Source organism: Streptomyces sp. TG1A-8, assembly GCF_030499535.1.
Lineage (GTDB): Bacteria > Actinomycetota > Actinomycetes > Streptomycetales > Streptomycetaceae > Streptomyces.
In genome coordinates this window covers 1-18,900 of record NZ_JASTLB010000003.1, presented here as the reverse complement: position 1 = coordinate 18,900, position 18,900 = coordinate 1, and the positions used below count along the sequence as shown (strand labels likewise).

Genomic DNA, 18,900 nt, shown 5'->3' with positions numbered 1-18,900 from the left:
GTTATGTCCTGTTACTTGGTTCGGTTGCGTATTGCTAAGGTTAAACCACTGCCATGTATCAAAGTACGCAGCACCTGGCACCCTTTGGAGGGGCTTTCGCGGGTGGTGGCGCGGCTGCATGCGGAGGATCCGGTGCGGTATCCGGAGTCGGTGTGGACGGACTGGCTTTCGGGCGAGCATGGTGCGGATGTGCGGTCGGACCGGTTGCGGGCTTTCGGTACCCGGTCGGGGCGGGCGGTGCTTTCGAATTGCCGTGTCTTGGGTGAGGGTGTTGATGTGCCGGCGGTGGATTCTGTTGCGCTGATTGATCCGAAGGGATCGGCGGTCGATATTGTGCAGGCGATCGGCCGGGCGCTCAGGCAGAAACCGAACCAGGGAAAGTTGGCGACGTTGATTGTGCCTATTTTTCTGGGGCCGGATGAGACTGAGGCGGATATGCCTTATTCGGCTTCTTATCGGCCGTTGGTGAAGGTGCTTTCCGGGCTTCGGGCGCATGATGAGCGGGCCGTGGAAATGCTGGCGGTTCCGCAGGAAAATACGTCGCGTACGGAGAGGGGGGTGTCGTTCCTGGGGGAGGAGCCGGCCGAGGGCGAGGAAGAGGGGCGCATCCTGTTGCGGTTCGGGACGCATCGGGATCCTGCTTTGGTGGCGCGGCTGGTGCAGTACAACGTGCTGGAGCCGGAGCACGCCAACTGGCTGGCGGGGCACCGGGCCGCGGTCGCGTACCGGGAGCGGGCGGGGCATTTGGCGGTGCCGTATGAGCACCGGGAGATGATGGCGAACGGGCACTCCTTCCCGCTGGGGCGGTGGCTGGCTGATCAGCGGCGCGGCATGCAGGCCGGGACGCTGGCAGCGCAGCGGGCGGCGGACCTGGACGCGCTGGGGATGGTGTGGGAGCCGGCGGAGGTGGCGTGGGAGGAGAATCTGGCGGCGGCGCGCGCCTACTACGCGGCGTGGGGGACGCTGGCCGCTCCGGTGACCGCGTCCGCGCTGGATAAGCCGGTGGGGCAGTGGTTGGCGAATTGCCGGAAGGCCGGCGGGTTGGGTAAGGACCCGGGCCGGGCGCGGCGGCGGGCGGAGCAGTTGGCCGCGATCGATCCGGACTGGCGGCCGGGGTGGCCGGTGGACTGGCAGCGCCAGTACGCGGGTGTGGCGCGGCTGGTGGCGATGGGAGCCGAGGTGAGCGAGATCGTGCCGGGGGTGACCGCCCAGGGGGAGGACGTGGGCCGGTGGCTCCAGCGCCAGCGCCAGCACGTGGTGTGGGACGGTCTGGCGGCCGGGCAGCGTGAACGACTGGCGGACCTGGGAGTTACGCCTCTGCCCCCGGAGCCGAAGGCGCCCGCCAAGGGCTCTGGGGGCGCGTCTGCGGGCTTTGAGCGGGGCTGTGCGGCACTGGCCCAGTACCGGCAGCGCACGGGCTCTGTGGGGCCCATCAGTCGCACCCACATCGAAACGATCACAGTCGACGGCCAGGAGCACGCGGTGAAATTGGGTGTATTCCTGGCGAACACCAAGACCCGGCGGGCGAAGCTCAGCGGGGAGCAGCTGAAGCGGCTAGCCGGTCTCGGGCTGGAGTGGGCGGCGCACGTGCAGGCGTAGCGGGCGCGGATGGAGAGGGAAGGGCCCGGCCGGACGGCCGGGCCCTTCCGCTTGCTGTTCGAATTATTCGAACGTTTCCTTCCGAATTCGGAAGGAAACGCTGACCAGCAGTTTTATCGCTTGTGCGTCTTCATCCAGCGCAGCAGCGCCCGGTAGACCTGGGGATCGTCGGGGTCGGCAAACGCCTCAGAGAGCGTCTGGGTCAGCTCACGGCGCGGGATGCGGGCGCGCTTGAGGTCGTTGGCGAGCTGACGGGCGCGCCGGTCGATGGCTTCGCGCAGGTGGGCATCTGGCGTGCTCGTCGCGGGGGTCGTGTCTGAGTCCGCGGTCGTGGGGTCGGGGTCGGTCAGCTGGGCCTCGATCTGCTCACGGATCAGGGCGGCCGGGGCGGCTGAACCGTCCGGGCCGGGCAGCTCCCGGACGAGGGCGGTGATGTCGCGGGCGGTGACCTTGGGGCGGTTCTCGCGCAGCAGGGCGTAGAGGGTTGCGGCTGCTTCCACGTCGTAGAGCTTGACGACTGGTAGCAGTGCTTCCAGGTGGGAGACGGTGAGCTTGGGGACGTCCGGGAGGAGACGGGCGGCCAGGCGCCAGCCACGGCGCATACGGCTGGATTCAGTGAGGGAGATTCCCCAGTCCTCCAGCAGGTCGTCAAAGGTGGTGTAGTCGGCGCGGTACAGGCCACGGTTGGCGATGGCGTCGAGTGCTTTGCCGGTGATCCAGAACGATGCGTGGTGGGCGCGGACGACACGTTCGCAGAGTTCCAGGTCTTTGCGTTCTGCTTCGGAGAGGTCGGCGGTGTCGCCGGGCGCGGTGTCCGGGTCTGGGATGGCATCCAAAGTGAGAGCGCCACCAGTGCCGCCGTTGCTGGCAGCGGCGGACTTGCGGGTCAGTCCGAGCAGGCCCGTGGCGCGGGAAGGCCCGGTGAGGCCGAAGCGGTCTGCGGTGGTCTCAGTCTCGGTCATGCTGCGTCCTGTTCGGCGGCCCGGGTCAGAATCTCTCGGGCGAGAGTAGCGAGGTCTTCAGCGACCGACGCTGATGTGGCCGACACGATCGTTCCGGCGGCGGCGCGGCCGGCCCGCAGGTCCCAAAATTTCGGGTTCGAGGCGGCGGCCACTTCCAGCTCGTGTACGAGCCGGCCGTGACTGCGGGCGTCTTGGCCCACGGCTTCGCTGTAGCGGACGATGGTGTCGAACAGGTACCCGTCCGTGCCGAGTTCGTCAGCAACCCACTGGCGGGCGTTGCGGTGGATCTGCTTTGAGGCACTACCGCTGCCGAACAGGACGACACCCAACAGGGCAAGGTCCGGGTTCACCGTGTTGCGCACCAACCTGAACTGGCGGCTGATGGATCCCAGGCCGTCGGTGATGCTGGCCTTGTCCGAACGGGTCGGGGCCACCATCCAGCGCGCGGCGGACAGCGCGAGCTGCTGAAGCGGCGGATTTTCCGGGGCGCTGTCGATGACGACCAGGTCATAGCGGCCGGCCACGGGGGCGAGGCTGATAGCGAGGGCGAGGGCCTGGCGGTGCTGCTGCATGCGGTAGGTGGCGGCGAGCATGTCCGGGACGGCGCCGACATGCTGCCCGCCGACGACGACGTCGAGCCCCGGCCGTACGCCGGACACCGGCTTCAGCGGGGCGCCGGTGCGCAGCGCTTCCGAGAGCGCTGCGCCTTCGTCATCAATGCTGCTCTCGCGGTATCCCAGGTCGCGGCCTACGTTGCCCTGCCCGTTGACGTCGACCAGCAGAACGGATCCGCCGTCGGCGGCGACCAGGCCGGCGAAATTGGAGGCAAGCGTGGTCTTACCCACGCCGCCCTTTCCGTTGGCGATGACGTAGCAATGCGCGAGGGCGCTGCGGTCAATCAGGGGACTCGGGTCAGCGTCGAGCATCGACGGCTCTCCTGTCACGTGCGGGGTGATGCTGCCCCGCATGGTCCCATGCCACGGTCAGGCTGCTGCCGCATGGACCAGAAAACGAAAAACGGCCCGGCCCCGCAGGTGCCTGCGGGGCCGGGCCGTGGGGTTGGGTGGTCAGGCATGCTGGAAGTGCTGGCGCCTCGTGACGGGGGCGTCCAGTGCCCGGGGCGGTTGTCCCATGAGCCGATGCGCCGACCGTCCCGGGGCCCGGCTACAGCAGGGCGCTGAGCGTGGCCAGGACGAGGAAGCCGAGTGCGGTCAGGGTGCAGTCCACCGCGCGGCGCAACTGGCGGAACTTGGCGACGGCAATGGTAGACAGGGCGTGGATGCGGGCGGCGCGGGTGTCGCCGGTCATGCATGCGCTGATTTCTGTCTCGGTGAGTTGGGCCCAGTAGGGGAAGCTGGCGCGGTCGTGGCCGCCGAGGTGGGGCCGGACGACCAGGAGCAGCAGCACGGCAGCGGCAGTGAGGGCGGCGACGGCGAGGGCGCCGGCCACGTAGGCCGGGGCGGGCAGGTGGCGGTCGGCGAGGGAGGCTAGGCCGGCCAGGACAGCGCCGATGAAGGCGAGCAGTAAGGATGCCTTGCCGTCCGTGCGGGCGATCTCGCTGGCGACCGCGGCGCAGGCGTCATCGAGGTTCTTGCTCGTGCTCTGGTCAGTGGCCGAGGTGGTCATTTAGAGGCGGTCCTTTCGTGCGCTTACGCGGCCAGGGCGTGAGCGGGCGGGGCGGTGTAGGTGGCGGGGTCGGCCGGGGTTCCGTCGAAGCACTCCAAGCAGGAACCGAGGGTGCGTAAGGGCAGGCAGTGGTGGTAGCGGCGCAGGCATGCCGGGCAGGTGGTCCGAGCTGCCATGGCCTTGTCGAGGGCGGCTTCCTTGGCGAGGGTCATGGGCCGGATCGGCAGGGCGAGGTCGCGCCGGTAGAGGTAGGCGGGGCGGGTGCAGGTGCGCTGTGGGCGCGTCGCGCACGCCCGGCACCGCAGGATCGCGGCCGGCTCCTGTCCGCCGGGGCGGAGCCGGTCGGCGCGCAGCTGGCGGCGCGTGGCGAGCTGGTCGGTCGGTGCGGTGCCCCAGTCGTACTCGGGTAAGCCGTGCGTGGCGCGTGGCTGTGCTGCGGGGCGTCGCCGACGGGCGCGGGTAGTCACCGCGGCTCCCAGGCGGTGGAGAGATGGTGCGGGCGCTGCGGGTAGCGGGGGCCGGGGCGCTGCGGGCGGGGTCGGCCGGTCCGGCGGCGCGAGCGGGGGATGAGCACGGGGTGTCCTCCAACAGGGTTGATGGCGGGCAGTGCTGCGCCTCGCCGACGGAAGTACCGTCGACGGGGTGGAAGGGGTGAGATGTGCGGCCGGGCGGCCTGTCCGGTCCTCGCTGGCCCCGAAGGTGGGGTGGCGAGGGCCAGGCAGAGCGTCAGGTCAGCGGCGTTGGTTGTGCCGCGGGGGTCTGGGGCGGGGTTCAGCACGGACTGGAACGGCGCGCCCCCCGGTGTGGGAAGCGCGCCGTTGTGTGACAGCGGTCAGGCGGCCTCTTCGCCGGTTGCCTCCGGCCGGGCGCCCAGGGCCACCTTCGAGGTTTTCCCTTCCTTGATCCGGTGGATCTTTCCTGCCTTTTCCAGCTTGTTGAGCACGTTCGCGAAGGTCGACTCCGCGACCCCGCAGGCGGCCTGCAGCTGGCCCCGTTCCACGTAGTCGATGTCGTCGGGGTCGATGTCGTCGCCCTGGTCGACCATGTCCACGTACATGGGGTCGGACTCGTCGCGGAGGGCGGCCAGGACCTTCTCCTCCGAGGTGAGCTCCTTGGCCTTGGGGAGGTCGACGCCGGGGAACGAGGTCCCGGCCTCGCCGGTGGTGCCTTCGCCGTCCTTCTCCTCGAAGCCGGGGATGGGCGTCATGGCCAGCTCTTCCATGTACGCCTGGTCGCCCCACCAGGGCACGTCGACCGGGGCCATGATGTTCTCCGGCCGGATGTGCTCGGTGGCGTCCTCCAGGGTGTCGATGCGCATCATGCCCGCGCGCCCGCCCGGGGCTGCGACGTAGCCGAGGCCGAAGGTGCGGCGCGGGTCGGACTCCTCGATGGTCGGGTCGTAGACCAGCGAGTCGTCCTCTTCCACCCACACCGGCGGGATCAGGGAGGGGTCGATCCCGTCGAAGCCGGGGGGAAGGTCGCCCAGGTTGATCTGGTCGCTGTCGGTGCGCAGGATGATCCAGGTGCCGCCGGCCAGGAGGTTGGCGCGGATCGCCTGCTCTCCGCCCAGCTGGTCCAGGTTCACGGTCTGGTTGATCAGGACCCAGGGCATGCCCATGGAGCGGGTCAGGGAGGCGCCGTCCTTGACGATCTTCACCGCTTCCTTGCGGTTCGGTGCGCCGGGGGCCAGCATCTGGGCGGCCTCGTCCAGGATGGTGGCGCAGTACGGCCGCATCGCGGTCGGCTCGAAGTTCTTCAGCTCCAGGCGGGCGGCCTCCTCGATCCGGTGCTGGAGGACCCACCAGGACAGCCGCATGGCGCCCAGGGCGCCGATCTGCGTCAGGCCGCTGTAGGCGGCCATCTTCGGGATCGCGGGGTTAGACGCGCCCTTGGGGTCGCCGTAGATCTGGGCCATCTTGTTGGCGTGGTAGGCCAGGCTGATCATCTGGCCCGTGCCGCCCTTGCCGGAGCCGGTGGTACCGGCGATCACGACGTGGAGGGCGCCCAGCTTCGGGTCGAACAGCTGGATCTTCGCGGGGAAGCCGCTCACGATCTTGCCGATGTTGACCCAGCCGCCCGGCGTGGCCACCAGGGAGTCCAGGCCCTGGAAGTCGTGGCCGGCCTCCAGCGGGTTGTGGTCCATGACGCGGATGATCGCGCGCCGGGGGTCGCGCCGTCCCGGCTCGTAGGAGACGAGGTCGATGGAGCGGCGCAGCGCGCCGGCCAGCTCCCCGAGGTTGACCACGCGGGGCAGGGCGTCCAGGTCGTCGTCGGCCACGACGCGCGCCACCTGGCCGCCGGTGTTCACGTCCTCGCCGACCTCTTCCAGGTGGGTCTTGGGCAGGACCCGCGCCCTCACGCGCTTCCAGGCGCCCTCGAGCGTGGAGGGGTCCAGCTCCGCGCGCTGGGTGTACCAGACGGTGATGAACGCCTCCCCGGAGTGCGCGCCGTACTTCATGGTGATGTCGTCGACGGAGCGGCCGAAGAGGCTGGAGACGGTCTCCTTCGACACGTTGACGGAGTCGCCCAGGGCGGCGGTGATCCGGCCCTCCCAGCGGTCGGCGTAGATCACGACGTCGGACAGGACCTGGTTCTTGTGCCGGCCGTTCTTCGGGTCGCTGATCACGCGCCCCCAGGCGGCGATCATCTTGTCGGCCAGGGACACCGGGCCCGGGGTGCCGGTGTTGGCCGGGGCGGCCTGCGTCGGCGCCTGCTCCACCTCGATCTTGTGTCGGCCGAAGACTCGGCGCAGGCGCCAGCCGGTGAAGACGACCGCGGCCCACCAGCCCAGCGACAGGATGCCGGGGATGGTGGTGGGCTCGAGGGCGCCGGCCATCAGCGCGTCGGACGCCTCGGCTCCGCCCAGCTGCCCGAGGGCCAGGCCCATGCCGGTGGTGATCGTGGAGATCCCCATGGTGTCGCGGTGCGCCCGCGCGATGTCGATCCCGGGGAGCTGGTTGGCCCAGCGGCCCAGGCGGTTCATGTAGTTGGCGCCGGCGAACGTCGCACCGGCCAGGAAGCCGGCCCCGGCGTAGGCCGCCGCGTTCGGGTCCAGGTAGGGGGCCAGGATGCCCACCCCGACGGGGAGGACGATCTGGAGCGCCGCAGCGGCGCGCTCCGCCGGCTCCGCGTTCGGCACGGTCTTGATGGTGGTGGACATCGAGGGCTACTCCTGTCTGGATCCTGGGTGATCCGCAAAGGGCGCGGCCGGCCCGCGGGGATGGAATCCCCGAGGCCGGCCGCGCCGGTGGTGGGTGGTGCTATTCCTGCTCGAACCAGTCGCGCGAGACCTTCTCCAGGTCCGTCACGTCGGAGCGGTCGAACGCTTCCTGGAACCCGGCGTGGGTGGTGCGGGCCTGGTCGCCCGCCGCCTTCGCGGCCCTCGCGGTGTCGGCCGTCTTCGACGCGTAGGTGAGCGCGCCGTCCGACACCCCGCGGATGATTTTCGCCAGCTCCTGGCACTCCGCCAGGGAGTCGCGGTCCACGCTCTTGGCGCCCAGCGCGTCCGCGTCGGAGGCGGTGTCGTCGGCCAGTTCCTTGATGTTCTCCGCGGCCTTCTTGACGCCCTCCGCGTTACGGGCCAGGGCTTTCTCCTTGGCCTCGGTCTTTCGGACGAGGACCTTGTACGTCAGCTCCGCCATGATTTTCTGTCCCTCCTGCTGCTACGCGGCGGGCGCGTAGGAGCCCTTGTCGTTGTAGAAGCGGAGTTCGGCCGGCTTCGTCTCGTCGCTGTCGACCACGGCCTTGTACAGCGGCGCGTAGCGGGTCCCGATGTTGGTCAGGACGACCTTGCACATCTCCGCCGCACGCTTCGCGCGCTTGTGGAGTTCGGCGGCCTCCGCCGCCTGGGCCTTCGCCGCGTCGGCCAGCTTGGTCAGCTTCGCGGCCAGCTTCTCGCCGCCTTCGACGGCCTTCGCCTGCTCGGCCAGTTCCTGGCAGTCCTTGGCCTCGTCCTCCGCCGCGGCCTCAAGCGACTTGCACGCGTCGGCCACCTTGATCAGGTGGTTCTCCTTGGCCTCCAGCTTGCGTTCGTACTGCTTGAAGTTGCGCAGCTCCTTGCGGCTGATCGACCCACGGGCGCCCTCCGTGCCCAGGGTCAGCGTGTTCGCGTCGATCTCCTTGACCAGGAGGGGCTTCACGTCCGTGCTCACTCCGTCGTCTCCTTCGTCCGGCGAGGCGATGACGATCGTCTGGCCACTGGGCCCGGTCACCGTCGTCCCCTGCTGCTTCGGGTCGTTCTGCTTCGGGTCCTGCTGTTTCGCCTTGTGGTCGGCGTGCGCCTTGTCCAGCCGCGCGTGCTCCTTGCCGTTCTCCTCCTTCTTGTCGCGGTAGCCGTCCTTCGCGCCCTTCGCGTACGCCTTCACGTGGTCGACCACATCCCGGACCGCGGAGCCGTCGCCATGCCCGACCTCTCGCGAACGCTGGAGCGGGGTCCGGTTGTCGGTCCCGTTCGAGCGGTGGCCGACCGCACCGGTCTTGCCGGAGCCGCCGCTCCCGGAGGAGCCGGTCTTGCCGGAGCCGCCGCTCCCGGAGGAGCCGTTCTTGCCGGAGCCGCCGCTGCTGCCGGAGGAGCCGCCCGCACCTTGGCCGCTGCCGCCGCCCTTCTTCAGGTCGACCTTCTCGCCCTTGCCCTTGTCGGCCTTGTCCTTCGAGCTGCCGGAATTACCGCCCGACGTTGATCCGCCGCCGCTTCCGGAGGCACCGGCCTTTCCGTCCTTGCCAGCCTTTCCGCCAGCTCCCGCGTTTCCCGAGGAGCCGTCCTTCTCCTTGCCCCCGGAGTCCTTCGCGCCTTTGGGGCTGGTGTCCTTGGGCGAACCTCCGCCACCGTTTGTGCTGGTGCCGCGCCCGCCGCCGGATCCGCCGCTCCCATTCGAGCCGGACGAGCCGCGACCGCCGCCTCCGGTGGCGCCGCCGCTTCCGGTGGCGCCGCCGCTTCCGGTGGCGCCGCCGCTTCCGGTGGCGCCGCCGCTTCCGCCGCGTCCGGTGCCCGTGGAGCCGTTCCCGGTGGAATTGCGGTCTGAATTCCCGCCGCTGTTTCCGCTGGAATTGCGACCCCCTCCACCGGCCCCTCCGGAGCTGTTTCGGGTAGGAAGTCCAGGCGACTTCATGACCGTGGTGGTCCGGGTCTCTTTCACCTGGTGCGCACTGGCCCTGGCTTTCTCCAGATCCAGCCGCTTGTTCGCGGTCCCGCCGCCCTTTGCCCAGCGGGTCGCGCCCGCCCGGATCAACGTTTTGAACACGCCCTCCTTATGCCGGGCACCGGCCGCGTCGGATCCGGCCCCGGCCAGGTCCTCCGGGGCCTTGAACGACTCGCTGGTGACGCCCGGGGAGGAGCGGTCCACCACGCCGTCGGGGTCCGCCTTCGCGGCCGGATCATCCCCGTCCGGCCGGGCCCCGGCGCCGGTCGCGGTGACCGGTCGGGCGGGCTCCACCGCGGCCATCAGGGCGGCCATGATGCCGGTGTCCGCGGCGGGCGCCGGCGCGGCGGGGGCGGCCGGCGCAGCGGGCGGATCGGGGGGTCCCGCGGGGACCGGGGGCGCCGTATCGGTCGCCATGTTTTCCTCACTCTCCGTGGTCGCCGATGGTTCCTTACTCCTTACCTCCCAGCGGAGAGCAGCCGATCAGCCGGACCATGGGAGTCCGATTGCAGCGCTCTCCGCCAGGAGGGAGGAAGTAATTAATCACCATGCGTAACTACGCGTCGGCCTTCCTGCCCTTGCGCGCGAACACCGCGACGGCCAGGCCGCCACCGGCGACCAGACCCAGCAGGGCGGATGAGTTGATCCCACCGCCCCCGCCGTTACTGGCGTTCTGGGCGTTGCCCGCGGCCTGCATGCCGGACCCGTCGAGGGACTCGTACTGCTGCTTGCAGTCCGCGACGACGTCGCTCCTGGAGGGCGATCCGTACCCCTTGCCGATCAGGCCGGAGGAGTCCTTCACGCACTTGTCGACGGCCGCCTGGATCTTTTCGGCGGAGGCGGCAGCGGCCTTCTTCTCGGCGCTCATCTGCTCGTTCCGGATCCTCATTTCCTCCAGCTCCAGCTTCTTCATCTGGATCTGGAGGGCCGCGGCCTCCTTCTCGTCCTTCGCGACGGCCGCCGAATGAACCTGGAACCAGATGGTTCCGCCGCCGATGATCGCCACCCCAGCCACCGCGATGGCGACCTTTCCCCGGCGGGTCAGACCGGCCTTCTTCTGCTTCACGACCGGGGTCCCGTACGGCCCTTCATCGGCGTACGGGGAAACGTCCGGAGAACTGTTCCCGAAGGTCATTCCGGCCGCCATTCCGGCCTGAATTCCCTCGAATACCCTCTCTTCGTCCGGTGTCATTTCAGTCTCCGTTCTTACGCGCCAGGTCAGAGGCCGCAGAGATCATGGCCTCCACACCCCGGAAAGTGTTGCTGGAAAGGTCGTTCCATTCCCAGAACCGCATGCTCACGCCCTGCCGGACGAGCTGGGACTGGAGGTAATTCACGGCCTTCCCCCGGTCGATCGTGGTCACATGCCCGGTGGATTCCAGAAAGGTCTGGGCACCCCTGATGCACATACGTCCGGTAGGAGAGAAATCGAAGGACTGACACCAGCCGTAGCGGGTGAGGACTTCGATCACCTGGACCAGGTGGAACGAGGGCTTCAAGGGGCGCGGCTCCTGCCAAAGCCCCAGGTCAGCCATCGCGGACCGGACCCCCTTGGGGATCAGTCGCTGGCCCCAGGTCGGGGGGTCGGGCGCCCAGATCGCCAAGGCCGGCGGAATGACCGCCGGCGGTGCCAGGCGGGGGGTCGGCGGCCTCGTCGTACGTGCGTCAGGCCCCCGGTCGGGGGCCAGCCCTACGGTCGTGGGTGCCATCGTGCTCCTTCCTTCGCTCGTCGTCTTCGAATCCGAAAGCTTTTCCTCGCCGTGCGGCGCCGGGTCTGCTCCCACGGGTCTGCGAACGCGGAGTCCGCTCGCCGGGTCACTCACCGGGTCTGCACCGCTGTGGACTGCGGGTTTTCCGGCAGTCGCAGCAAGGGCCAACCCGCAGATGCGCGGGTTGGCCCTCACTGGTGGTGCCGGACGAAACGGGTCAGGCGTCCGCTTCCTCGGACTCCTCCTCACCCTCGGCGCCTTCGGTCTCGCCGTGTCCCTCGTTGGCCAGCAGTGCGGCCCAGGCGTGGCGGATGCGCTCCTCACTGCCCATGTAGCGGGCGCGGCGGAAGGCGTCGCGCGCCTGGCGGTAGGACAGGGGCGGGTCCTCGTCATAGCGCATGCGCCGCAGCACGACACCGATCTGAGCATCCGTCAGCGGCTCACCCGGCACGGGCACCGGCACACCCGCGACCGCCGCGAGGTCCGCAAGCCGCTCATCGTGTGCCGGTGTGCCGGACGGCGTCACGCCAGGCGTGCCGGACAGTGTGCCGGTCGGCGCCGTCAGGGCGCTGACCTGCGTGCCGTTGGTGTGCCGGGCGGTGTCGGCCGTGCCGGGCAGGGCCGGGGCGGCCGGCGTCCACGTGCCCAGGTTGGGCAGCGGGATCGCCGCGACCGACGCGGGCAGCGGCATCTTGGCGACCGTGTCGGCGGTGGTCTCGGCCTGCGCGTGCAGGTCCTCGGTCATGCTCTGCTGGGTCTCCAGCACCGACAGGCGGTAGGCCGTCTCGGCCTGGGCCACCCGCTCGTTCAGCTCCCGGGCCAGCTCCAGCAGCTCGATGCGGTCGGCGGCGTCGGCCTCCATCTCCTCCAGCCGGTCCGCGACCTGCTGGCGCTTGACGGCGATGGTCTGCCGCGTCCTGTCGGACACGCGCCGGCCAAGCGAGGGAAGGGCGATCCACCAGGCGCCCTTGGTCGCGACGATGGCGATGGGCGCGATGACCACGGCCAGCTCGAACCCGGCCCCGGAATCCCTCAGCTTCAGGGCCAGGTCGACCGTGGGAATCGCGGCGTTGACGGCCGTCAGCGCCAGGCCGGCCCACCGCACGCGCGCCGCGCGCACCCGGTTGTTGCCCGACAGGATCTCGGTCGCCTGCATGACGCACCACAGGGCGTCCAGGGCGCCCACGGTCGGCACCGCCCACCGCCCGAACGGCGGCTCCAGGATGCTGTAGCTGACGGCCACCGACAGCAGGGCCACACCCAAAGTGACGGCCCCCAAAATGCCGAGCACGACCAGGCGGGGGAAAACTTCCGGTGCCAATTCCGCTTGCTCTTCACGCTATTTCTCCTCTCGTACAGGGACGGCGGGGTCAGTGGGCCAGCAGGAAGGCGAGGATGAAGATGAGCGGACTGGCCATGCCGAGCAGGTAGATGAAACGCATGGGGCTTTTCTCCTTGTGAGGGGAAGGGTGTCGAGGTCAGCTGATGGCGGTGCCGGCCAGGCGGCCGACGCGCGGTGGTCCGGCTCCCCTGGACCGCGCACGGCCCCCGCCGAATGCAGGCGGGGGCCGTGCAGGTCAGGCAACCGGCAGACGGTCAGTAGCTGTCCGGGATTTCACCGGCGCGCAGGGTGTCCGCGATGTAGCGGTACTCGGCGGCGTTCTCGCGCGCGCTCGTGGCCGCCCGGGCCGCGCACGTGCGGACGTGCGCGGACTTGGTCGGGTCGGCGGCGGTGCGTTCAGCGGAGGCAGCTGCCGCGTCTGCACGCGGGGCAGCGGTGTTCGCCCAGTAGTCGGCTTCGCATGCACGGTTGATACGGGCGCGAGTAATGCGGTCCATGCGTTCTCCTTGTCGGGTTGTCAGGGGCGGTTTTTCAACCGGTTGAGGTAGGTGTCTTGCAGCCGCTCGAAGGCCGACCACAGCCGCTCCCCTGCGGGGCAGCGGGTGCGGTCGGTGCAGTGGGTGCAGTGGGTGCGGTGCGCCTGGTGGGCGCGGTGCGCTGCCTGGTAGCGCTGGTACAGGCCCTCAGGCACGGGCCGTTCCTTGTGGTGCGAGAGGCGGTGGTGCAGGTCGGCCACGCGATGCCCGGCGTCCCACGCGGCAGCGGCGGCCAGGGCGGCTCCCCTGGACCGCGCACGGCCCCCGCCGAATGCAGGCGAGGGCCGTGCAGGTCAGGCAACCGGCAGACAGTCAGTCGCTGTCGCTGGTGATTCCTCGGCGGCTCTCCCATTCGCGGATGCAGCCCTGCGCGATCTGGCGGTTGACCGGGTCCGCGCTGTGCTCGTGCTGCTCGATCGCGGTGGCCAGCTCGTCATCGGTGAAGTCCGGGACGGTCTTGCTCGGCCAGGCCATGTGTCTCTCCTTTGAACGTGCGGATCCGGGTTGTCCAGCTCAGCGGGTGCTGCGCTGGCGTGTGAGGTAGGTGTCTTGCAGCCGCTCGAAGGCCGACCACAGCCGCTCCCCTGCGGGGCAGCGGGTGTGGTCGGTGCAGTGGGTGCAGTGGGTGCGGTGCGCCTGGTGGGCGCGGTGCGCTGCCTGGTAGCGCTGGTACAGGCCCTCAGGCACGGGCCGTTCCTTGTGGTGCGAGAGGCGGTGGTGCAGGTCGGCCACGCGGTGTCCGGCGTCCCACGCGGCAGCGGCGGCCAGGGCGGCGGCCGCGAGCAGCAGGCGGGTGAGCGGGTGCGCGGGGCCGACGGTGGTGGCGGCCCGGGCGGCGCGGTGCTGCGCTGCCCGGGCCGCTTTTATGAGGTGCGGCATCAGCCGCGGCCGGCGGCGCGGCAGGCGTCGCAGACGCCACCGGGCCAGCCCTCGAACCGGCCGCCGCACTCGGAGCACTGGCCGCCGGCACTCGCGTGCGCCCGGGCCGGGGCGGGCGAGGTGCGGGCCTGGCCGCAGCGGCACTGCCAGAAGCCGCACACCCCGCACGCGTCGTCGTCCTCCTCGTAGATCGCCACCGCCGCCAGACGGGTACGCATCTGCGCCAGCGTGCGCGGGGCGCGGCGGTGGGCGGGGATTACGGCGTCCTGGGCGTGGACGGCGGCCAGGAGGTGGGCGCCGAGCGCGGCGGCCGGGTCGGCGCGGTACGGCCGCACCGGCCGCACGGACCGGCCGGTGCGGCGGGGGCGGTGGGTGCGGTGGGAGTTGATGGCGGCCAGGACCCGGCGGAAGGCGTCCTCCGGCTCGAAGCCGGCCGCGTCGTCCTCCCGGGTGATTTCCTCGGCCGTCTCCGTCACACCCGCCGTAGGAGCGGTGCAGAAGCGTCCCGGGGTGTGGCCGGGGTCTGTGCGGGTGACGTGGGGGCGTGTCATGATCGTGCTGGTCAAAGGGAGTTCCACCCTTCCTGTTGACCGGACAGCCCCGGAGCTCTGACCTTCCGGGGCTGTCGCCTTGTGTGGCCGGCCGGAGGGCCGGCCACCGCCCAAGCGGGCGCGGCCCGGCACCCCACACATCACTCGCGTGGGGTGCCGGACCGTGACGGCTTGGACCAGGCGCCGAGCGGCGCGTCAGTCGAGGGTGAGCCGGACGGCGTCAGCGATCAGGCCGGCCTCCTCGCGCAACTCCCGGGCCCGGGCGTAGAGGGCGGCGCGGTCGGCCGGCTCAGCGTCCGTGGCACTGTCGGCGTGCTCCTCGATCTGGTCGGCCTCGACCGACATCTGAACGGCCTTCCTGCGCAGACTCATCTGTTCCTCAGCTTTCGTTGTCGTTCTCGGGCGGGTGGACTGGCGCAGGCCGTCAGGCGGCCGGTGCGTAGGCGGCGGTGTCCCTGGCGGGACGGATCAGGTAGTCCGACGTCGTCCACACCGTGCCGACCGCGAACGGCTGGCCGTCGGGGCGCAGGGTGTCGCGGACGATGACCGCCCACCGCGCGCTGTCACGGCGCAGCAGCACGGCGGCGTCGGCCGGGTCGGTGATGAGCGCCAGGACCTCGAACCGGCCGTCGGCGTTCTGGTAGATGGCGCCCGGCCGGCGGGGGCCGATCTCGTCCTGAACGCTCGGGCGGATCGGGCGGAATGCGATGCTGTGCACGTGGTCTGTCCTCTCTGGTGGGATGACCGCGACAAGAACCCCCAGGGATGCACCCCTGGGGGTTCGTCGCGTGCGGGCCCCGTGACCGGGGCAGTTTTTCCGGGTGGCTGTCGTACGAGCAGCCACGGACGCCCCAACCAAGGAGACGAGGTGGGGGCGTCCGTGGGCGATCGTCCGAGGTCAGGCGGTACGGGCCAGTTGTTCCCGGGCGATGCTGGTCATCCGTGCGGCGAGCTTGCTCCCGGCATCGCACGGGGCGCCGCTCTTGCAGGGCGTGCAGGAGGCGCGGTGCTCGCGGAAGGCGGTACGGAGCTGGCCGTAGATCGGGGTGGCCGGGGCGGTGGCGATCTGAGTGGTGCGGCGGATCCGCTGTCGCAGCTCGATGACGCGGGCGCAGCGGCCGGCGCGGCAGCGGGGGCAGTCGCTCTGCAGGTGCTCGGCGAGCTGCTCGCGCAGCGGGCGGGTGGCGGCCGGCATCTGGACCGGCGCGGGCGCGGCCTGGGGGCGGGGCTTGCGGATCGGGCGGGTGGTGCGGCGGCTGGCGGCCGTGGTTTCGGCCGCCAGCAGACGCTCGGTCCACTCTTCGGGGGTGATGTCGATGATGATGCGCTGCGCGCTGCCGTTACAGCGCCGGCCGCCGGAGGGCTTGTCACCGAAGTAGCGGCGCTTGGTCTTCTCGACGGGGGCGCCGTCGCGGTGGGGCAGGATCATCGACCGTTTGATGCGGTGCCAGGTGTCACAGTCCGCGCAGACCACGAGGGCCGGCTCGTTCTCACGGAGGCTGAGGTGCTCGGGCCGCATCTGGCTGGCCAGGAGGGGGGCACGTCCGTTGTGACGCATGTTCGTCTCCCTTGCTGTTGCGTTCTCCGCCCGCCGCAGGCCGTCCCCGTGGAGGCGGGCGGTCTGCGACGGTCGGGCAGCGCAACGACTGCGGGTGGCGCAACTGGCTGCTGCTCTCGGGGGACCGCGTCGTACTCGTCACCCCGGCCGGCGTGTAAGCACGGACAGCCAGACGTATGAAGTTGAGGCCCTGCTACCTGCGGTCTTGCAGTCGGTAGATGAGTACATGTGAGAGCTTTACGACATAGCAAAGCTCTGCAAGCTTGGTACCCAACTTGCTTGGCGAGTGAGACCATACCTGACCTGAGTGGCCATCAGTCAAGCCATTGGTACTTAACTTGGTTCACCCGGCCCAAAGTTCGACCGCTTGTGTACCTAACTTCGGATCAGGGGGTAAGGTGCAGCCCATGACGGCACCACAGACCCCCAGCCCGCGGGGAACAGCGAGAGCCATCGCTGACCACCTGCGGGAGCAGATCCGCAGTGGCACGTTCCCTCCGGGAGCAGCACTGCCGACAAGCCGCGAGCTAGCGGAGACATACGGCGTGACCACAAAAACTGTGACTGCCGGCATTGATCTGCTGAAGGTGGAAGGTCTCGTCGTTGGCGAGCGCGGAGGACGTCGACGAGTCCGGTCCGACCGCCCTATCACCTGGAATCTGACTGCTTTCGAGCGTGGAAAGCGCCGCGACTCACGCTCTCTAGACGACTGGTCAGCAGCTATCAAAATGGCCGGTCGGATCCCTGCTCAACACGTAACTGTTGAAACCGGCCAAGCTTCGCAAGAGGTCTCGGAATGGCTGGAAATTACGCCTGGGCAGCTCGTGATCATCCGCACACGCCTACGTACGGTGGACGAACGCCCCTTTCAATTGAGCACGTCTTGGTTTCCGGGAGAAATCGCGGTCGGCACGCTTTTGGAAGAAGAAGGCGACGTTGCCGTACCCGGCGGAATCTTGCGGCATATTGGCCACCCTCAGCTTCACGTACGCGACGAAATCCGCATCCGCATGCCATCACCAGAGGAAACCGACAGCCTCGCGCTTCCTCCCGGGACGCCGGTTGCTGAGCATCTTCGCATCGGTTACGGGCAAAACGGACCAGTAAGGGCTATGCGCACGATCGCGCCCGGGGACCGTCATGTGCTCGTCTACGAAATGGACTTGAACGAATGACAGTTTTCATCCGAAAGGCTGGCAAGTCCGACACCGAGGGCCTTATGGGGCTGCGCCATGAAGCGGCATCATGGCTCCACGCAGCTGGCATCGATCAGTGGAACGACCCACGAACTGCGCGTGTCGCTCTGTCTAAGTGGGAACTGGACATCGCCTCTGGACGTACCTATGTGGTCGAGAGCAGGGACGAGCTGCTGGCAACGGTTACCTTGGCCAAGCCCGATACCGACTTCTGGCGGCCTTCAGATGACCTTGATGATGCAACGTACGTTGCAAAGCTGATCACGTCGAGGAAAGCAGCGGGGAAATCCCTCGGTGGTCGGCTGCTTGACTGGGCGGGAAGCCAGGCCCGGGCTAGGGGGCAGTCATGGTTGCGCCTAGATTGCTGGCGTACGAACGGTGCTCTGCAAGAGTTCTACCTTCGGGAAGGCTTCGTGCACGTCCGAACGGAAGCTCCTGATCACCGTCTGTCTGGGTGGTTGGCCCAGCGCCCCGCCGGGATGGTGCGGTATCCAGAAGCACAGCTACAAGAGAAGAACATGACGCACGTCTAGAACAGCGAAGCGGCCCCTGTCACCACAACAGGAGCCGCTTCCAAGTCGACTCACTGCCCTTCCGAAGCTTCGAGTCGTGTCCGGTGAGGTGACCTCGCCGGGGGTGATGCCCGTGGACCCTCGGGTCCGCGCAGTCACCTCTACCCAGAGTATGCGCAACTGATTGCGCAACACCACTACTCCGGGCCACCTGCTAGGTCACACCTGCCGGATACGGCTCCCCTACCTGGGGAGATGTACCTCTTGCACAGCCAGCACTACCCACGCCAGTCTGCAACCCTGCCTGCATCGACTACCGGAAGCGGTCCGCTGGACCACCCCGTGCAGCCGTGCGACTTCGACAACGCCGTCTTCGTACCGGCCGATGAGCCGGAGGAGAAGGACGGCATCACCGTCTCTCGCACGGATCTGAATCTGTGCGCCCCGGAGCCGCTGCGCCTGGTGGTGCTCATGCACTGGCGCTCGCGCGAGCAGGACGGGCAGCCGCGCAGCGCGGAAGCCGTCTGGGCCGCGATTTCCGAGGTGGGCATGCACGGCGACGACGGTGAGCCGGTCCGTCTGGACGATGTGCGTCGGGCCGCGGCTTTCCTTCTTCGCGAGGGCCTCGTCACGGCTGCCGCGGGGGATGAGTTGTGACTGTCGAGCAGATCAACGAAACGGGCACGATCACCCATCGCGGGCCGGTCGCGGGTGTCCAGGTGCACGCGCACATGGAATTCGGCCCCTACGCACTGACAGTTCCGCTGGACACCAAGGTGGTCATCCAGCTCATGTTCATGTTCGCGGAGCAGACGCGTCAGGGGCCTGGGACGGGTCCGCTCCGCGTGACGCCGTTGACAGTGCTGGAGCGCCTGCGCGAGCTAGGTGTCGTCTCGGGCAACGGATCGCGGCTCGTGGGCCGGGACGCCGTGTACGAGTCATTCGCTCGTCTCCAGGAGAAGGGCTATATCCGCCGTCTGGACGAGCGGGACGCGGCCGGACGCCGCACGAAGGTGGCCTACGAGTTTTATGACTGGCCGTCCTGGAACCCTGACGCGACGCGGACCGAGAGTACCGACCTGGCACTGTTTCCGCAGGTCAAGTCCACTTCCGGCATTGCCGGATCTGGCATTGCCGGAAGTGAAGTCGCCCAAAAGGGTGCAAAATATCGATCTCCGCAGGTCAAGTCCACTTCCGGCATTGCCGGATCTGGCATTGCCGGATCCGGCAATGCCGACAGCACGTTTCCGCAGGTCACATCCACTTCCGGCAATGCCGGACACCCCCCACAC

22 protein-coding genes and 1 pseudogene are annotated in these 18,900 nt (G+C 69.2%); 5 read left to right on the top strand and 18 right to left on the bottom strand.

Annotation, left to right across the window (positions count from 1 at the left end; genetic code table 11):
- Window positions 1-1,599 (top strand): helicase associated domain-containing protein (locus tag QQY24_RS32075; RefSeq protein ID WP_301976487.1); only part of this gene is annotated, 1,599 nt, incomplete at its 5' end.
- Between the two features lie 113 nt (window positions 1,600-1,712).
- On the opposite strand, the gene QQY24_RS32070 is transcribed toward QQY24_RS32075, so the two are convergent.
- The 18 genes from QQY24_RS32070 to QQY24_RS31985 form a co-directional block, all read right to left on the bottom strand.
- Window positions 1,713-2,561, bottom strand: a complete 849-nt coding sequence (locus QQY24_RS32070) for a hypothetical protein (protein WP_301976486.1) — start codon at window positions 2,559-2,561, stop codon at window positions 1,713-1,715.
- Entirely contained in the window at window positions 2,558-3,487 is a 930-nt protein-coding gene (locus tag QQY24_RS32065; protein WP_301976485.1) for a ParA family protein, read from the bottom strand. Before QQY24_RS32065 ends, QQY24_RS32070 begins: the two co-directional genes overlap by 4 nt.
- A 238-nt stretch (window positions 3,488-3,725) precedes the next feature.
- Window positions 3,726-4,187: a Pycsar system effector family protein gene (locus QQY24_RS32060; protein WP_301976484.1), complete on the bottom strand. Its 462-nt coding sequence runs from the start codon at window positions 4,185-4,187 to the stop codon at window positions 3,726-3,728.
- Between the two features lie 23 nt (window positions 4,188-4,210).
- Window positions 4,211-4,654, bottom strand: a complete 444-nt coding sequence (locus tag QQY24_RS32055) for an RRQRL motif-containing zinc-binding protein (protein WP_301976483.1) — start codon at window positions 4,652-4,654, stop codon at window positions 4,211-4,213.
- Window positions 4,655-5,019: 365 nt separating this feature from the next.
- Window positions 5,020-7,347, bottom strand: coding sequence for a hypothetical protein (locus QQY24_RS32050; RefSeq protein WP_301976482.1), 2,328 nt, complete (start codon window positions 7,345-7,347; stop codon window positions 5,020-5,022).
- Window positions 7,348-7,447: 100 nt separating this feature from the next.
- A complete protein-coding gene (locus QQY24_RS32045) occupies window positions 7,448-7,828 on the bottom strand; it encodes a hypothetical protein (RefSeq protein ID WP_301976481.1) in 381 nt (126 codons plus the stop codon).
- A gap of 21 nt (window positions 7,829-7,849) precedes the next feature.
- Window positions 7,850-9,742: a hypothetical protein gene (locus QQY24_RS32040; protein WP_301976480.1), complete on the bottom strand. Its 1,893-nt coding sequence runs from the start codon at window positions 9,740-9,742 to the stop codon at window positions 7,850-7,852.
- Between the two features lie 139 nt (window positions 9,743-9,881).
- Entirely contained in the window at window positions 9,882-10,391 is a 510-nt protein-coding gene (locus QQY24_RS32035) for a hypothetical protein (protein WP_301976479.1), read from the bottom strand.
- A gap of 127 nt (window positions 10,392-10,518) precedes the next feature.
- Complete coding sequence (locus QQY24_RS32030; RefSeq protein ID WP_301976478.1) at window positions 10,519-10,860, bottom strand: hypothetical protein; 342 nt, start codon at window positions 10,858-10,860, stop codon at window positions 10,519-10,521.
- Window positions 10,861-11,251: 391 nt separating this feature from the next.
- Window positions 11,252-12,355, bottom strand: a complete 1,104-nt coding sequence (locus QQY24_RS32025) for a hypothetical protein (RefSeq protein ID WP_301976477.1) — start codon at window positions 12,353-12,355, stop codon at window positions 11,252-11,254.
- Between the two features lie 275 nt (window positions 12,356-12,630).
- Entirely contained in the window at window positions 12,631-12,873 is a 243-nt protein-coding gene (locus QQY24_RS32020) for a hypothetical protein (protein ID WP_301976476.1), read from the bottom strand.
- A 20-nt stretch (window positions 12,874-12,893) separates the two neighbouring features.
- Window positions 12,894-13,067 (bottom strand): hypothetical protein, encoded by a 174-nt coding sequence (locus tag QQY24_RS32015; RefSeq protein WP_301976475.1) that lies wholly within the window; start codon window positions 13,065-13,067, stop codon window positions 12,894-12,896.
- A 157-nt stretch (window positions 13,068-13,224) separates the two neighbouring features.
- Complete coding sequence (locus tag QQY24_RS32010) at window positions 13,225-13,386, bottom strand: hypothetical protein (RefSeq protein ID WP_301976452.1); 162 nt, start codon at window positions 13,384-13,386, stop codon at window positions 13,225-13,227.
- Between the two features lie 39 nt (window positions 13,387-13,425).
- Window positions 13,426-13,791, bottom strand: a complete 366-nt coding sequence (locus tag QQY24_RS32005) for a hypothetical protein (protein ID WP_301976474.1) — start codon at window positions 13,789-13,791, stop codon at window positions 13,426-13,428.
- A complete protein-coding gene (locus QQY24_RS32000; RefSeq protein ID WP_301976473.1) occupies window positions 13,791-14,342 on the bottom strand; it encodes a hypothetical protein in 552 nt (183 codons plus the stop codon). Before QQY24_RS32000 ends, QQY24_RS32005 begins: the two co-directional genes overlap by 1 nt.
- 195 nt (window positions 14,343-14,537) lie before the next feature.
- Window positions 14,538-14,714 carry a hypothetical protein gene (locus QQY24_RS31995; RefSeq protein WP_301976472.1) on the bottom strand — a complete coding sequence of 59 codons (177 nt, stop codon included), beginning with the start codon at window positions 14,712-14,714 and terminating at the stop codon, window positions 14,538-14,540.
- Window positions 14,715-14,766: 52 nt separating this feature from the next.
- Entirely contained in the window at window positions 14,767-15,060 is a 294-nt protein-coding gene (locus tag QQY24_RS31990; protein ID WP_301976471.1) for a hypothetical protein, read from the bottom strand.
- A gap of 180 nt (window positions 15,061-15,240) precedes the next feature.
- The gene (locus QQY24_RS31985) at window positions 15,241-15,900 is read right to left on the bottom strand and encodes a hypothetical protein (RefSeq protein ID WP_301976470.1); all 660 of its coding nucleotides are present in this window, start codon (window positions 15,898-15,900) and stop codon (window positions 15,241-15,243) included.
- Window positions 15,901-16,307: 407 nt separating this feature from the next.
- On the opposite strand from QQY24_RS31985, the gene QQY24_RS31980 reads away from it, so the two are divergent.
- The 4 genes and pseudogenes from QQY24_RS31980 to QQY24_RS31965 form a co-directional block, all read left to right on the top strand.
- On the top strand, window positions 16,308-17,075 hold the full coding sequence (locus QQY24_RS31980; RefSeq protein WP_301976469.1) for a GntR family transcriptional regulator: 768 nt from the start codon (window positions 16,308-16,310) through the stop codon (window positions 17,073-17,075).
- Entirely contained in the window at window positions 17,072-17,629 is a 558-nt protein-coding gene (locus QQY24_RS31975) for a GNAT family N-acetyltransferase (protein ID WP_301976468.1), read from the top strand. The genes QQY24_RS31980 and QQY24_RS31975 overlap by 4 nt, the downstream gene beginning before the upstream one ends.
- A gap of 234 nt (window positions 17,630-17,863) precedes the next feature.
- Entirely contained in the window at window positions 17,864-18,265 is a 402-nt protein-coding gene (locus tag QQY24_RS31970; protein ID WP_301976467.1) for a hypothetical protein, read from the top strand.
- Window positions 18,262-18,900 (top strand): annotated as a pseudogene (locus tag QQY24_RS31965) (hypothetical protein); the annotation flags it as partial. The gene QQY24_RS31970 and the pseudogene QQY24_RS31965, both read left to right, overlap by 4 nt.

Excerpts from the sequence above, each read along its gene's own strand:
- QQY24_RS32070 (WP_301976486.1), bottom strand. The coding sequence starts at position 2,561 with ATGACCGAGACTGAGACCACCGCAGACCGCTTCGGCCTCACCGGGCCT.
- QQY24_RS32065 (WP_301976485.1), bottom strand. The coding sequence starts at position 3,487 with ATGCTCGACGCTGACCCGAGTCCCCTGATTGACCGCAGCGCCCTCGCG.
- QQY24_RS32060 (WP_301976484.1), bottom strand. The coding sequence starts at position 4,187 with ATGACCACCTCGGCCACTGACCAGAGCACGAGCAAGAACCTCGATGAC.
- QQY24_RS32050 (WP_301976482.1), bottom strand. The coding sequence starts at position 7,347 with ATGTCCACCACCATCAAGACCGTGCCGAACGCGGAGCCGGCGGAGCGC.
- QQY24_RS32045 (WP_301976481.1), bottom strand. The coding sequence starts at position 7,828 with ATGGCGGAGCTGACGTACAAGGTCCTCGTCCGAAAGACCGAGGCCAAG.
- QQY24_RS32040 (WP_301976480.1), bottom strand. The coding sequence starts at position 9,742 with ATGGCGACCGATACGGCGCCCCCGGTCCCCGCGGGACCCCCCGATCCG.
- QQY24_RS32030 (WP_301976478.1), bottom strand. The coding sequence starts at position 10,860 with ATGGCTGACCTGGGGCTTTGGCAGGAGCCGCGCCCCTTGAAGCCCTCG.
- QQY24_RS32020 (WP_301976476.1), bottom strand. The coding sequence starts at position 12,873 with ATGGACCGCATTACTCGCGCCCGTATCAACCGTGCATGCGAAGCCGAC.
- QQY24_RS32010 (WP_301976452.1), bottom strand. The coding sequence starts at position 13,386 with ATGGCCTGGCCGAGCAAGACCGTCCCGGACTTCACCGATGACGAGCTG.
- QQY24_RS32005 (WP_301976474.1), bottom strand. The coding sequence starts at position 13,791 with ATGCCGCACCTCATAAAAGCGGCCCGGGCAGCGCAGCACCGCGCCGCC.
- QQY24_RS32000 (WP_301976473.1), bottom strand. The coding sequence starts at position 14,342 with ATGACACGCCCCCACGTCACCCGCACAGACCCCGGCCACACCCCGGGA.
- QQY24_RS31995 (WP_301976472.1), bottom strand. The coding sequence starts at position 14,714 with ATGAGTCTGCGCAGGAAGGCCGTTCAGATGTCGGTCGAGGCCGACCAG.
- QQY24_RS31985 (WP_301976470.1), bottom strand. The coding sequence starts at position 15,900 with ATGCGTCACAACGGACGTGCCCCCCTCCTGGCCAGCCAGATGCGGCCC.
- QQY24_RS31980 (WP_301976469.1), top strand. The coding sequence starts at position 16,308 with ATGACGGCACCACAGACCCCCAGCCCGCGGGGAACAGCGAGAGCCATC.
- QQY24_RS31975 (WP_301976468.1), top strand. The coding sequence starts at position 17,072 with ATGACAGTTTTCATCCGAAAGGCTGGCAAGTCCGACACCGAGGGCCTT.
- QQY24_RS31970 (WP_301976467.1), top strand. The coding sequence starts at position 17,864 with ATGTACCTCTTGCACAGCCAGCACTACCCACGCCAGTCTGCAACCCTG.